The sequence below is a fragment of the Streptomyces malachitofuscus genome, from assembly GCF_055571035.1.
Genome location: NZ_JBVIGA010000010.1, coordinates 161,853 through 175,037 on the forward strand (window position 1 = coordinate 161,853; position 13,185 = coordinate 175,037).

At 73.0% G+C, this 13,185-nt stretch carries 12 protein-coding genes; 4 read left to right on the top strand and 8 right to left on the bottom strand.

The features are described 5' to 3' along the window. Positions 1-57: 57 nt before the first annotated feature. A complete protein-coding gene (locus ACZ44S_RS16850; protein WP_466929512.1) occupies positions 58-1,509 on the top strand; it encodes an NCS2 family permease in 1,452 nt (483 codons plus the stop codon). Positions 1,510-1,590: 81 nt separating this feature from the next. On the opposite strand, the gene ACZ44S_RS16855 is transcribed toward ACZ44S_RS16850, so the two are convergent. From ACZ44S_RS16855 to ACZ44S_RS16880, 6 genes are all read right to left on the bottom strand, one after another. Next, complete coding sequence (locus ACZ44S_RS16855) at positions 1,591-3,048, bottom strand: peptidoglycan D,D-transpeptidase FtsI family protein (RefSeq protein WP_466929514.1); 1,458 nt, start codon at positions 3,046-3,048, stop codon at positions 1,591-1,593. 54 nt (positions 3,049-3,102) lie between these two features. Next, positions 3,103-3,765, bottom strand: coding sequence for a response regulator transcription factor (locus ACZ44S_RS16860; RefSeq protein WP_466929515.1), 663 nt, complete (start codon positions 3,763-3,765; stop codon positions 3,103-3,105). Then, positions 3,762-5,060, bottom strand: a complete 1,299-nt coding sequence (locus tag ACZ44S_RS16865; RefSeq protein ID WP_466929518.1) for a sensor histidine kinase — start codon at positions 5,058-5,060, stop codon at positions 3,762-3,764. Before ACZ44S_RS16865 ends, ACZ44S_RS16860 begins: the two co-directional genes overlap by 4 nt. After that, a complete protein-coding gene (locus ACZ44S_RS16870; RefSeq protein WP_466929520.1) occupies positions 5,057-6,061 on the bottom strand; it encodes a hypothetical protein in 1,005 nt (334 codons plus the stop codon). Before ACZ44S_RS16870 ends, ACZ44S_RS16865 begins: the two co-directional genes overlap by 4 nt. A gap of 81 nt (positions 6,062-6,142) precedes the next feature. Beyond that, positions 6,143-6,616, bottom strand: a complete 474-nt coding sequence (locus ACZ44S_RS16875; protein ID WP_466929523.1) for a GNAT family N-acetyltransferase — start codon at positions 6,614-6,616, stop codon at positions 6,143-6,145. 3 nt (positions 6,617-6,619) lie between these two features. Next, positions 6,620-7,393: an IclR family transcriptional regulator gene (locus ACZ44S_RS16880; RefSeq protein WP_190161842.1), complete on the bottom strand. Its 774-nt coding sequence runs from the start codon at positions 7,391-7,393 to the stop codon at positions 6,620-6,622. A gap of 140 nt (positions 7,394-7,533) precedes the next feature. Between ACZ44S_RS16880 and ACZ44S_RS16885 the strand changes: the two genes are divergently transcribed. Continuing rightward, positions 7,534-9,063: an aldehyde dehydrogenase (NADP(+)) gene (locus tag ACZ44S_RS16885; protein ID WP_466929526.1), complete on the top strand. Its 1,530-nt coding sequence runs from the start codon at positions 7,534-7,536 to the stop codon at positions 9,061-9,063. A gap of 145 nt (positions 9,064-9,208) precedes the next feature. Here the strand turns inward: ACZ44S_RS16885 and ACZ44S_RS16890 are convergent, their stop codons facing one another. Next, positions 9,209-9,865, bottom strand: coding sequence for a response regulator transcription factor (locus ACZ44S_RS16890; protein WP_466929529.1), 657 nt, complete (start codon positions 9,863-9,865; stop codon positions 9,209-9,211). Positions 9,866-9,958: 93 nt separating this feature from the next. Further along, entirely contained in the window at positions 9,959-11,680 is a 1,722-nt protein-coding gene (locus ACZ44S_RS16895; protein ID WP_466929531.1) for a sensor histidine kinase, read from the bottom strand. 220 nt (positions 11,681-11,900) lie between these two features. On the opposite strand from ACZ44S_RS16895, the gene ACZ44S_RS16900 reads away from it, so the two are divergent. Together ACZ44S_RS16900 and ACZ44S_RS16905 are read left to right on the top strand one after the other, a co-directional pair. After that, entirely contained in the window at positions 11,901-12,497 is a 597-nt protein-coding gene (locus ACZ44S_RS16900; RefSeq protein ID WP_466929533.1) for an LURP-one-related family protein, read from the top strand. Between the two features lie 48 nt (positions 12,498-12,545). Then, positions 12,546-13,154: a DUF1349 domain-containing protein gene (locus tag ACZ44S_RS16905; protein WP_466929536.1), complete on the top strand. Its 609-nt coding sequence runs from the start codon at positions 12,546-12,548 to the stop codon at positions 13,152-13,154. Positions 13,155-13,185 lie beyond the last annotated feature (31 nt).

The following is a 13,185-nucleotide window of genomic DNA, read 5'->3' on the forward strand; positions in this document are numbered from 1 at the left end:
GCGGGCACAATCAGCCGGCATCCGCCCACCGATCTTCCGGCTTCGAGGAGCAGTCGCATGTCCGAGGCGCAGCAGAAGGCCGACCCGCCGGCATCCGGACCACCCCCGGTGAACGGTTTCGACCGGTTCTTCCGGATATCCGAGCGCGGCTCCACCTTCGGTCGGGAGATACGCGGCGGCTTCGCCACGTTCTTCACCATGGCCTACATCCTCGTCCTGAATCCCCTCATCCTGGGCAGCGCGAAGGACAAGTTCGGTGAGCAGCTCGACGCCGTCCAGCTCACCACCGCCACCGCACTGGTGGCCGCCGTGATGACCGTCATCATGGGCGTCGGGGGGAATCTGCCGCTCGCGCTCGCCGCCGGACTGGGCCTGAACGCCGTCGTCGCCTTCCAGATCGCCCCCCTGATGAGCTGGGACGACGCGATGGGCCTGATCGTGCTGGAGGGCCTGCTCATCTGCATCCTGGTGGTGACCGGCCTGCGCGAGGCGGTCATGCACGCCATCCCGCAACCGCTGAAACAGGCGATCAGCGTCGGCATCGGCCTGTTCATCGCCCTGATCGGCTTCGTCGACGCCGGCTTCGTCAGCCGCATCCCGGACGCCGCCGGCACCACGGTGCCGGTCCAGCTGGGCAGCACCGGCACCCTCACCGGCTGGCCGATGCTCGTGTTCTGCCTCGGCGTGCTGCTCACCGTCGCCCTGCTCGCCCGCAAGGTGCGCGGCGCCATCCTCATCAGCATCGTCACCATGACGCTGGTGGCGATCGTCATCAACTCGCTCGCCGACGTGCGCACCTGGGGACTGACCACACCCGAGTGGCCCGACCAGGTGGTCGACGCTCCCGACTTCGGCCTCATCGGCGCGTTCAGCCTGTTCGGCGCGTTCGGACAGGCCGGCGCCGTCACCGTGGTCCTGCTGGTGTTCACGCTGATCCTGTCCGACTTCTTCGACACCATGGGCACCGTCGTCGGCGTCAGCGCCGAGGCCGGACTGCTCGACGAGCGGGGCAGGGTGCCGGGCCTCGGCCGGGTGCTGCTCATCGACGGTGCCGCGGCCGTCGCGGGCGGCGCCTCCTCCGCCTCGTCGGCGACCTCGTACATCGAGTCGGCCGCCGGTGTCGGCGAGGGAGCCCGCACCGGCTTCGCCAACCTGGTCACCGGCTCACTGTTCGGCCTGGCGCTGTTCCTGACCCCGCTGCTGACCATCGTCCCGCTCCAGGCGGCGGCCCCCGCCCTGGTCGCCGTCGGCTTCCTGATGATGACCCAGGTCAAACACATCGAGTGGGACCGCTACGACATCGCCGTCCCGGCGTTCCTCACCATCGCCGTGATGCCGTTCACCTACTCCATCACCAACGGCATCGGCGCCGGCTTCGTCGCCTACGTCGTCATCAAGACGGTGCTGGGACGGGCGAAGGAGGTCCACTGGCTGCTGTGGGGCGCCTCCGCGCTGTTCCTGGTGTACTTCGCGATCGACCCGATCGAGCAGCTCCTCGGCGTCGGGTAGCCGCGGGCGCGCACGGAGACGGGCCGCCCCCGGGGGGAGAGGGCGGCCCGTCCGTACAGACGGCCTGACGGCCCGAAAGGTTCAGTCCCGCAGCGCCGCCTCCATCGCCGCCTTGGCGACGGGGGCCGCCAGACCGTTGCCGCTGACCTCCGAGCGGGCCGCGTCCGACTGCTCCACCACGACCGCCACGGCGACCTCCCGGTCCGAGGAGTCCGACTCGGCGTACGAGGTGAACCACGCGTAGGGGGTCTTGCTGTTGTTCTCGCCGTGCTGCGCGGTGCCCGTCTTGCCGCCGACGGTGGCGCCGGAGATCTGCGCGTTGGACCCCGTGCCCTCCTCGACGACCGTCCGCATCGCCGACTGGAGCTGCTCGGCGGTCGAGGAACTGACGATCCGCTCCGTGCCGGCCTCCTCGTCGTAGTCCTTCAGCACATCGCCGCCGCGGTCGGTGACCCGGCTGACCATATGGGGCGACACCATCTCCCCGTCGTTGGCGATCGCCGCCGACACCATCGCCATCTGCAGCGGGGTGGCGGTCACGTCGAACTGGCCGATCCCGGTGAGCGCGGTCTGCGACGGCTCCATGTCCGAGGGGTACACGCTGGTGTAGGCGCGCACCGGCACGTCCTGCGTCTCGTCGTTGAAGCCGAACTTCTCGGCCATCGCCCGCACCTTGTCCTGGCCCAGGGTGACGGCCGTCTTCGCGAAGACGTTGTTGCAGGAGTACTGGAGCGCGACCCGGAGCGAGGCGTTCTCACAGGGCGCGTCCGGGTTCTCGTTGGTGAGGTCCGTGACCGTGCCCGGCAGCGTGTACGGGTCGGGGCTGTCGGTCTTCTCGTCCACCGACGCGTACAGCCCGTCCTCCAGCGCGGCCGCCGCGACGACCAGCTTGAACGTCGAACCCGGCGGCAGCGGCTGTCGCAGCGCCCGGTTGGTGAGCGGCTTGTCCGGGTCCGAGGTGAGCTTCTTCCAGGCCTCACCCGCGGTGTTGGCGTCGGTCAGCGACGCCGGATCGTAGGACGGGGTCGACACCACCGCGAGGATCCGGCCCGTCCCCGGGTCGATCGCCACGGCCGCGCCCTTCTTGTCGCCCAGCGCCTCGTACGCCGCCTTCTGCACCGCGGGGTCGATGGTCGTCACCACGTTGCCCGGATCCGCCCGCCGGTTGGTGACCGTGTCCATCACCGTCCTCAGACGCGGGTCCGTGCCGTTGAGCAGGTCCGCGTAGATGCCCTCCAGTTGCGTCGGTGCGTAGGCCTGCGAGGCGTAGCCCGTCACGGCCGCGTACAGCGGGCCGTTCTCGTACGTGCGTTTGTACGCGAGATCGCCTCCCTTGGTCCGCGCCGAGCCGGTGACCGACTCACCGGCCACGATGATGTTCCCGAGCGGCTCCGCGTACGTCTCGATCGCGTTGCGCCGGTTGTCCTTGTCGTCCGCCAGTGCCCGGCCCTCGTAGAACTGCACCCAGGTCGCCCTGATCAGCAGGGCGAACACCAGCAGCAGCGTGAAGACCGAGGCACGCCTGATCGTCTTGTTCATCGCGTTCGGACAGACGAACGGAAGGGGGCACATCGTTCCCCTGCGCCCGGTTTCTCATCGTGTGTTCATGAAGCCCGCCTCATAGGCCGCGATGACGGCCTGGGTGCGGTCCCGGGCGCCCGTCTTGGCCAGCACCGACGCCACGTGCGTCTTCACGGTGGCGGGGCCGACCTCCATCCGCCGGGCGATCTCCGCGTTGGTCAGCCCGCCCGCCATGTGCCGCAGCACCTCGCTCTCGCGGCCGGTCAGCCGCGCCACCCAGGCGGGAGGCGCGGGGCGGGCGCGCGCGTGCTCGGCGGCCAGGGCGCGCACGGCCGCCGGGAACAGCAGCGTGTCGCTGCGGGACACCAGCCGCACCGCCCCGACTAGCGCGTCGGCCTCCACCCGCTTGAGGAGGAAGCCGGCGGCTCCGACGCGCAGGGCGTCGTACACGTAGGAGTCGTTCTCGAAGGTGGTGACGACGATGATCCGCGGCGGCCCGTCGGCACCGGCGAGGATCTGTTCGGTGGCGCGGATGCCGTCGGTCTCCGGCATGCGTACGTCCATCAGCACGACGTCCGGCCGCTGTTCCCGCACCACGGCCACCGCCTCCGCCCCCGTGGCCGCCTCACCGACCACGTCCATGTCCGGCTCGGCGGACAGGATGGCCCGCAGCGCGGTGCGCACCATGCGCTCGTCGTCGGCGAGGACGACACGGATCGGGGCGGGGCCGGTCATGAGGGCTCCTCGAGAGGATGACGGGGTCCGGCGGGACCGGGTGCGGACGGCGGGGGTGTCAGGGGCAGCCGTACGTGCAGGCGCCAGATGCCGTCCACCGGGCCGGCCCGTGCCGTGCCGCCCAGCAGACGGGTGCGGGAGGCGATGCCGGTCAGTCCGTGGCCGCCGCCGGTGCGGGGGACGGCCGGTGCCGTGAGGGGGTTCTCGACGGTGATCTCCAGGTGGCCGTCCCGCAGTTCGGCGCGCACGCCGACCCCGACGCTCCCGCCCGCGTGCTTGAGGGCGTTGGTCAGTCCCTCCTGGACGATGCGGTAGGCCTCGCGGGAGAGCACCGGCGGCAGCGTCTCCAACGGCGCGCCGATCGTGGCCGTCACCGTGCGCCCCGCGGCCCGGGTGCGGCGCAGCAGGCCGTCCAGATCGGCGGCGAGCGTGGGCGCCGGGGCCGTACCGGGCGCGTCGCCGTCGCGCAGCACCCCGAGCACCGCGTCGAGTTCGCCGACGGTGCGCCGGGTGGTCTCCTCGATCGCCGCGAGGGCCTCCCGGACGAACTCCTGGTCGGTGTCCAGGACCCGGCGGGCCGCGCTCGCCTGCAGGGTCACCGCGCTCAGCGCGTGCCCCACCGAGTCGTGCAGCTCGCGCGCCAGCCGGTTGCGCACGGCGAGGTCGGCGGCGCGTGCCTCGGCGGCGGCGAGCCGGTCCTCGGGGGTCGGGCCGAGCAGCGCGGGCGCCCAGCGGGCGAGCAGCGCACCCGCCCCCGCCGCACAGCCCGCCAGGGCGAGCAGCGACAACACGCCCGCGACCGGAGCGAGCGTCAGTGCCCATGGGTGCCCGAAGACCTCCGGCAGCCCGAGCCGGGTGTCCCACCATCCCGCGGCGAGCGGCAGCACGATCAGCACGGCCGCGAACGGCGGCAGCGCCAGCGACATCCCGGCGACGATCCCGCCGGCCCCCAGATGCACCGTGAACCACAGCGCCGTACGGGCCTTGGCCGCCCTGCCGCGGGCGGGTCCTTCGGCGAGCAGGGCCGCGTCCACCCCGCACAGCCAGCGCACCGCGGCGCCCTCCAGCGGCCGGGTCAGCGGGAAGAGCGAGGTGACGGCGGCGAGCGGCAGACCCACGGCGAACGAGGCGAGCTGGAGCAGGGGCGACGAGAAGACCTGGGTGGAGCCGGACACGGGGCCGACGACGACCGCGCCGACCAGGACGTAGGGCATGGCGAGCGCGCCGCCCAGGATCAGATGGATCCAGCGCAGCCGTGCCCGCCGGCCGAACAGCGGCCACAGGAACGCCCTCATGCCGCCGGGCGCCGCGCGGACCGCGCCGCGAGGAAGCGGGCGCCGACGGTGGCGACGAGGAGGCCGACGATCATCTGGCCAGCGTAGGTCAGCAGCATCAGGGCCGTCGGACGGTCGGCGGGATCTCCCCCGGAGAGCAGCGCGGCCGCGGCCATCCAGCCGCCCCAGCAGGCCACGGCGGCGGACCCGGCCCCCGCGAGGGCGAGCGGCACCCGCACCGGCAGCACCGGCACCGGCCGGAAGGCCAGCACCAGGCCCCCGGCGACCGCCGCCAGGAGGAAGACGACGTACAGGGACTCCAGGACATGGAAGTCGCTGCCCCGGTCCGCGGCGACGCCCTCGCCGAGCCCGGTGGTGCCGCCGCAGGCCCACACCGCCCGCAGGGTCAGCGGGAACAGGGCGGCCACGGCGGCCGCGACCGCCACCGCCCGCTGTGCCGACCCCGCCGGCCGGGCGGGCAGGTCCCACATCCGGCCGCGCCACAGGTGGCCCCAGCGGTCCCGGGCGTACAGCACGAACAGCGCGCCCAGCGCCAGGCCCTGCACGATGAACCCCCCGTAGACGACGGCGAACACCCAGGCGTGCAGGAAGGGTTCACCGTCCTCGCCGGAGGTGCCCGCGGCGCTCCCGCCGAACGCGCGCACCAGCAGCTGGAGCGGATAGCCGGCCATGACGGGTGCCAGCAGCCCCGTCGCCACCCACATCGGAACCGCGAGCAGCCAGGCGGGCACCGAGCGGCCCCACGGCCGGGTCAGCAGCAGCGCGAGCACGATCACCGCGCCGTCCATCAGGATCGTGAGGACGTTGGCGACGGCCATCGAGGCGGGGTGGTCGAGGAGCGGGCTGCCCGCCGGAATGCCCGTGCGACTGCCCGCCACCCACGCGGTCTTGAGGGTCAGGTACGGCAGGCAGGCCGTCACGGCGACGGCGCGCAGCAGCCTGCGGGAGCGGGGGAGCGTGCCGGAGCCGGTGGCGGCGGCGGGGGCGAGTGTCTGCGACATGGCCTCACACTCCCGCGCGGTGACCGGCCGGCGCGTCCTGCACGGCGACGATCCGCCTCCGCCGCGCGGGGGAGGGCCGGGTCAGCCGTCCAGCGTGAGCACCAGTTCGTCGATCTCCGCACCCCGCGCGGGGGCGTATCCGGTGGCCCGCGCGGACACGTCGAAGCCGCACCGCTCCAGCACGCGCCGCGACCCCGCGTTGTCCGCGGCCACCCGCGCGTACAGCGGGCGTTCGGTCACCTCGGACAGCAGACCGCCCAGCGCGGCCGTGGCGATGCCCTTGCCCCAGTAGGCGCGGTCGACCCAGTACGTCACCTCGCGCTCGCCCGGCTCCCCGTGGACCGACACGTGCCCCACCACGTCACCGTCGGCCAGCACCGTGCGCACCACGATCTCCGGCGAGCTGCGGATGTGCGCCCAGTGGGCGTCGAAGCGGTCCTGGTCGGCCGGGTCCTCGGGGGTGAAGGCCGCCATGCGCAGCGCCTCCGGGTCGTTCAACTGCCGGTAGAACACGGGCAGATCGCTGTCGTGCACCGGGCGCAGGGCGACGTCCACGGGTCAGAGCCTCCGGGTGGCCAGGGTCAGCCGGTCGCGGGCGTCGAACAGGGCGTCCTTGACCATCTGCTCGTGTGCGGGGGTGAGCCGGGCCACCGGCACCGAGCAGCTGATCGCGTCCCGGGCGGGGGTGCGGTACGGGATCGCCACACCGAAGCAGCGCAGCCCCAGCGTGTTCTCCTCGCGGTCCACGGCGAAGCCCTGTTCCCGCACCAGGTGGAGCTCCTCGATGAGCTTCTCCCGGTCGGTGATGGTGTTCTCGGTCAGGGCGGGCAGCGTCTCCGGGAGCATCTTGCGCACCTGCTCGTCGGAGTACGTGCTCAGCAGCGCCTTGCCGAGCGAGGTCGAGTGGGCGGGCAGCCGGCGGCCGACCCGGGTGAAGGGGCGCAGGTAGTGCTGCGACTGGCGGGTGGCCAGATAGACGACGTTGGTGCCGTCCAGGCGGGCGAGGTGGATGGTCTCGGTGGTGTCGTCCGACAGCCGGTCCAGCGTGGGCCGGGCCGCCGCGACGACCTCGTCGCCGTCGATGTAGGACGTGCCCACCAGCAGGGCCCGGACGCCGATGCCGTACCGCGTGCCGGTCGCGTCGGTCTCCACCCACCCGAGCTCCACGAGCGTGCGCAGCAGCATATACAGGCTCGACTTGGGGTAGCCGACGGCCTCCTGGACCGCCGCCAGGGAATGCATACCGGGGCGCCCGGCGAAGTATTCGAGCAGTTCAACGGTCCGCACCGCGGACTTGACCTGCGCCCCGCCGCCTGTCTCGCCAGCCGACATCGCCCTTGACCCCTTCGTTCGCCGGGAAATAGTCTCCACAGCAAGTTCATCCATGGAGACAGTGTTCAGTATATCGAACACCCGGTGGATGGCGTACATACTGCGGCATTGCATGCGGCAATCAAGTGGAGGGACCGCCGGTGGCAGCAGCACCAGTCTGGAGTGTCGACCCCCGAACCGGGAAGCAGCGGGAACAGGTTGCGGTGGAGGCCACAGCCCAGGAGGTGGATGCCGCCGTCCGCGCCGCGCACGACGCGCGCGGCGCGCTGACCGACCGCACCGTCCGCGCGGCCTTCCTGCGCACCGCCGCCGACGAGCTCGAGGCGGCCAGGGACCAGCTCGTCGAGGCCGCCGACGCGGAGACCGCGCTCGGCCCGGCCCGGCTCACCGGCGAACTCGCCCGCACCTGCTACCAGCTGCGGGCCTTCGCCGCCATCGTCGACGAGGGAGCCTTCCTCGACGTCGTCATCAACCACCCCGACGACACCGCGACCCCGCCCGTTCCGGACCTGCGCCGCTACAAGATCCCGCTGGGCGTCGTCGCCGTCTACTCCGCCTCCAACTTCCCCTTCGCCTTCTCCGTGGCCGGCGGCGACACCGCGAGCGCGCTCGCGGCCGGCTGCCCGGTCGTCGTCAAGGCCCACCCCGACCACCCCGGACTGTCCGAGCTGGTGGCCAAGGTGCTGCGCCGGGCCGCCGCCCGCCACGGCATCCCCGACGGCGTGCTGGGTCTGGTGCACGGTTTCGACGCCGGACTCGAGCTGATCAGGCACCCGCTGGTCTCGGCGGCCGGTTTCACCGGCTCCGTCCGCGGCGGCCGCGCCCTGTTCGACGCCGCCGCCGCCCGGCCCGTCCCCATCCCCTTCCACGGCGAGCTGGGTTCCCTGAACCCGGTCGTCGTCACCGAGGCCGCGGCGGCCGAGCGCGGCGAGGCGATCGGTGCCGGGCTGGCCGGTTCCATGACGCTGGGCGTGGGCCAGTTCTGTGTGAAGCCCGGTCTCGTCCTCACCCCCGCAGGCCCGGCCGGTGACGCGCTGCTGAAGTCCCTGACCGACGCCGTCAGCGACACCGACGCGGGCGTCCTGCTCGACCACCGCATGCGCGACAACTTCGTCGCCGGGGTCGCCGAACGCGCTCAACTGCCCGACGTGGACTCCCCGGTGACCCCGGGCGCCGGCGGCGAGCACACCGTCAGCGCGGGCTTCCTCACCGTCCCGGCGAGCCGGCTGGCCCGGGAGGGCGAGCACGACCTGCTCCTGGAGGAGTGCTTCGGGCCGGTCACCGTGGTGGCCCGCTACGAGGACGACAGCGAGGTGCGGGGTGTGCTGTCGCGGCTGCCGGGCAACCTCACGGCGACCGTGCAGCTGTCCGTGGAGGAGGCGGCGGGGGAGGGCCGCGGGGCCGAACTGGTACGGGAACTGACCCCGCTGGCCGGGCGGGTCCTGGTCAACGGCTGGCCCACGGGCGTCGCGGTCGCCCCGGCCCAGCACCACGGCGGCCCGTACCCGGCGACCACCTCCACGTCCACGTCGGTGGGCGGCACGGCCATCGAGCGGTGGCTGCGGCCGGTCGTCTACCAGGGGACGCCGGAGGCCCTGCTGCCCGAGGAGCTGAGGGACGACAACCCCCTGGGCCTGCCCCGGAGGTTCAACGGCCGGCTGGAGCGCTGAATCCTCCGCCGCCGAGTGCCCGCAGACGGGCTGCGCGGCGGCGTCGGACGGACGCCGCGGAACGCCGCCTCCGCCCCCGGGGGCGGCGTTCGCATGCTGTCGGGGGGCGGGTGCTGGTTGCGGGGCGTGTCACTGCGGCCGGGGATCAGGCCGGCTCCAGGCCCGCGTCCCGGGCCAGGAGCGCCGCCTGCACCCTGTTGTCGCAGTCGAGCTTGGTCAGGATCCGGCTGACGTACGTCTTCACCGTGGCCTCGCTCATGTGCAGACGGGCGCCCGCGTCCGCGTTGGACAGGCCCTCGCCCAGCAGGGCCAGCACCTCGCGTTCGCGTGCCGTCAGGCCGGCCAGGCGCCGGCGGGCCTCCTCGGCGCGCACGGTCGCGGCGGGGGAGGCGAGCGTGTCCACCACGTGCCGGGTGGCGGCCGGGGACAGATAGGCGTTGCCGGCCGCCGCCGCGCGCACCGCGTGGATCAGCTCCTGCGGCGCGGAGTCCTTCAGCAGGAAGCCCGCGCTGCCGTGACCGAGCGCCCGCAGGACGTTGTCGCGCTCCCCGAACGTCGTCAGGATCAGCACGCGCACCCGTGGCGCGGCGCGGCCGATCTCGGCCAGCGCGGTCAGCCCGTCCATCACGGGCATCTGGATGTCCAGCAGGGCCACGTCGACCGCCGTGCCGCGCACGGTCTCCACCGCCTCCCGGCCGTCCCGCGCCTCGGCCACGACGTCGATGTCGTCCGCGGAGGTGAGGATCATCCTGATGCCGGCCCTGATGAGCGGCTCGTCGTCGGCGACGAGGACCCGGATCACGCGGCCTCCTGCGCGGTGTCGGTATGACAAACGGATGATGGAGCCCGCTCATCATGCACGATGCCGTCAGGCGTGCGGCGACGTACCGTCGGGTCAGATCTCGTGCGGATAGGTCTCCTTGGAGGACAGCTTCCCGTCGCGGAAGCAGAAGCGGTAGACGATGTCGTCCTCGTCGTCCACGAAGTGCTCGCAGACCGCGTCCTCGGGCAGCGGCGGGCCGTCCTTCTCCACGCCGTCGGTGAGCATCGAGTCCCCGTCCGGGAACTTCTTCCGGAGGTCCGCCTCCGCGTCGCCCACCTCGGCCGACTCGTACACGCTCGCCGGGATGACGCCGCTCTCCACCTCGTCCAGCAGTTTCGACACACCCCAGACCAGGAGAGCGCCGACGCCCACGACGAGGACGACGGCGGTGAGGGCGCACCCGAGGGCGACGTTCTTCTTGCTGCTCATGATGGCGGCGAACTCCTTCTGCGGATCGGAGCGGTGTTCGGTGACCGCTCCACCGTCGCCCGCCGGGTCCTCGCCGTTCTGCCCCCGGAAGTCGTCGTCCGCGGCGACGGAAGTCGCGCCGTCCGGGCGGGCCACCGTCTCGCCGCTGCCGTAGGGCAGCACTCCGGCGAGCCGGAACCCGCCGTCGGGTGTGGGACCGGTGTGCACCATGCCGCCGACCAGCCGTGCCCTCTCCGCGAGGCCCGCCAGGCCCTGGCCGCCGCTGATCGCCGGCGGTCCCGCGGGCGCCCCGGCCGGCACCGGGCCGTTGGCCACCTCCACCACCAGGCTGTCCGGTTCGTAGCGCAGCGCCACGGTGATCGGGGCACCCGGCGCGTGCTTGTGCGCGTTGGTCAGGCCTTCCTGGGCGATGCGGTACACCGCGTGGTCGGCGGCGGGCGCGAGGGGCCGCCGGGTGCCGGAGCGGCGCAGCTCCACCGTCGCGCCCGCCGCCCGCGACGACTCCACCAGCCGGTCGACGGACGCCGCCGAGCGGGCCGCCGAAGGCGCGGTGTCCTCCCGGTCCGGCTCGGGCGCTCCCCCGTCGTCCCGCAGGATGCCCACGGCCTCGCGCAGCTCCCGCATCGCCGTCCTGGAGGCCTCCCGGAGGATGCCCACCCCCTCCCGCTGGCGGTCGGACAGGTCCGGGTCCACCTCCAGCGCCCCGGCGTGCACGGCGATCAGGGCGAGCTGGTGGCCGAGGCTGTCGTGCATGTCCTGGGCGATGCGCTGCCGTTCCAGCAGCCGGGCCTGACGTGCCACCATCGCCTGCTCGCGCACCAGTTGGGCGTTGTGCCGCTGCAGGGCGTCGAGCAGGGCATGGCGCTGGGCGCGGTACCGGGAGGCGAGCCCCGGCACGACCGCCAGCACCAGGAAGGGCGTGGCGCTGAGCACGGCCGTCAGCAGCAGCGACAGCCCGAGGCCGTCGTCGGCCGCGGTGGCGACGGTGAGGGCGAAGTAGAGGCCGAGCCCGGCCGCGTACGCGGCCAGCGCGTGCCCCGGGCGCTTGATGCGGCTGCCCGCCGACCAGCTCGCGCAGATCAGCAGCGCGAACGTGCCCACGACCGACCCGGCCAGGGCCGACGAGACCATCAGCACCGTCGCCGGCAGCGCGCGCCGGGCGAGCGACAGCACGGCGACGCACAGGGCCAGGGCGCCGCCCTTCACGGCGGACCCGGACTGCGTCGTGTAGAGGAGGCCCGCCGTCCCGCAGAGCACCAGGGCGAGGACGGCCTCCCCGACGATCCGTCCGGGGGGCCAGGGGGAGGCGGCGGCGAGCCGGGAACGGAGCGGCAGGCCTGGGCGGGGTGTCTCGCTTACGTCCACGCGCAGACCATAGAGGGCCGCCCCCGGGCGCCCGCGTCCCCCCTTCGGCTCGGTCCCGGACGACGAAAGAGAACACGCCGCCGCCTGATTCCCCTCACCTTTGGTGGCAGCGGGCATCGACTTATGGAGACTGCGCGGGCCCGGGCCACGGGGGCAGGATGGCTGCCCCGGACGCGCACCGGCGAGGGTGAGCGCCATCGACGACTGCGGGAGCGGACCAGTGGACAGCACGCGAGGCCGGACGAACGACCGCTTCACCATCCGGCAGAGGACCACCCTCATGATCAACCGGTATGTGGTGACCGAGACGCTGCCGGACGGCTCCGACGGCAGGGTCCTCGCCTTCGCCGAGCAGAAGCGGATGACGCTCAGGGAACGGATGACCTTCTACACCGACGACTCCCGGCGGGAGGTCCTGTTCACCGCCTCCGCACGCCAGGTCGTCGACCTCGGCGCCGTCTACGACGTACGCGACGCGGGGGACCGCTCCCTCGGCACCTTCCGCAAGAAGTTCGCCGCCTCCCTGCTGCGCTCGACGTGGGAGCTCGACCAGCCGGGCTCGGTCACCGCCGTCGGGCGGGAACGCAACCGGTTCGTGGCCGTGGCCCGCAGGCTCTGGGAGCTGCTGCCGCTCGACCTGGTGCCGTTCGTGTGGCCGTACCACTTCGACTTCACGTCCGACGGCGGACCGGTGATGAGCGTCGACAAGAAGATCGGACTGCGCGACCGCTACGTCGTCGACGTCACCTCCCCCGATCTCGACCTGCGCCTCGCCATCGCCCAGGCCGTCGCCCTCGACGCGCTCCAGTCCCGCTGACCGGGCCCCCGGCCCCCGGCGCCGGACGCCGCCTGGAAGAATTCCGGCATGGACCTGGACATCCCCGAACTCCCCTTTCCGCTGCGCACATACGGCCCCGAGGGCTCCTGGTCCTACGAGGACGGCGTCCTCACCGGATGGGCGGGGCCCCGGCAGGACCGCTTCGTGCCGCCCACCGGCGAGGCCCTGGACCCCGCGGCCGACGCGCCCCGTCTCCTCGGCGCGCCCGAGGGCGACTTCCAGCTGATCGCCCGGGTCACGGTCGGCTTCGCCGCCTCCTTCGACGCCGGCGTGCTCTACGTCCACGTCGGTGAGCGGGCCTGGGCCAAGCTCTGCCTGGAGTACTCGCCGGACGTGCCCACGTTGTGCACGGTGGTCACCCGGGGGCACTCCGACGACGCCAACTCCTTCACCGTCGACGGCAGTTCGATCTGGCTCCGGGTGAGCCGCACCGGCCGGGCCTTCGCCTTCCACGCCTCGCGCGACGGCGAGCGCTGGACCTTCGTCCGGCTCTTCACCCTCGGTGACGAGAAGGAGACCGCAGCCGCACTGGTCGGGTTCATGACCCAGTCCCCGATGGGGGAGGGCTGTGTGGTGACGTACGACCACATCGAGTACCGCTTCCAGTGGCCGCGTGATCTGCGGGACGGCAGCTGAGGGAATGAAAGCAGCTGCTTGAAGGTTCACC

What these genes read in the sequence shown, in the direction of transcription:
- ACZ44S_RS16850 (WP_466929512.1), top strand. Translation starts at nt 58, where the DNA reads ATGTCCGAGGCGCAGCAGAAGGCCGACCCGCCGGCATCCGGACCACCC.
- ACZ44S_RS16855 (WP_466929514.1), bottom strand. Translation starts at nt 3,048, where the DNA reads ATGAACAAGACGATCAGGCGTGCCTCGGTCTTCACGCTGCTGCTGGTG.
- ACZ44S_RS16860 (WP_466929515.1), bottom strand. Translation starts at nt 3,765, where the DNA reads ATGACCGGCCCCGCCCCGATCCGTGTCGTCCTCGCCGACGACGAGCGC.
- ACZ44S_RS16865 (WP_466929518.1), bottom strand. Translation starts at nt 5,060, where the DNA reads ATGAGGGCGTTCCTGTGGCCGCTGTTCGGCCGGCGGGCACGGCTGCGC.
- ACZ44S_RS16870 (WP_466929520.1), bottom strand. Translation starts at nt 6,061, where the DNA reads ATGTCGCAGACACTCGCCCCCGCCGCCGCCACCGGCTCCGGCACGCTC.
- ACZ44S_RS16880 (WP_190161842.1), bottom strand. Translation starts at nt 7,393, where the DNA reads ATGTCGGCTGGCGAGACAGGCGGCGGGGCGCAGGTCAAGTCCGCGGTG.
- ACZ44S_RS16905 (WP_466929536.1), top strand. Translation starts at nt 12,546, where the DNA reads ATGGACCTGGACATCCCCGAACTCCCCTTTCCGCTGCGCACATACGGC.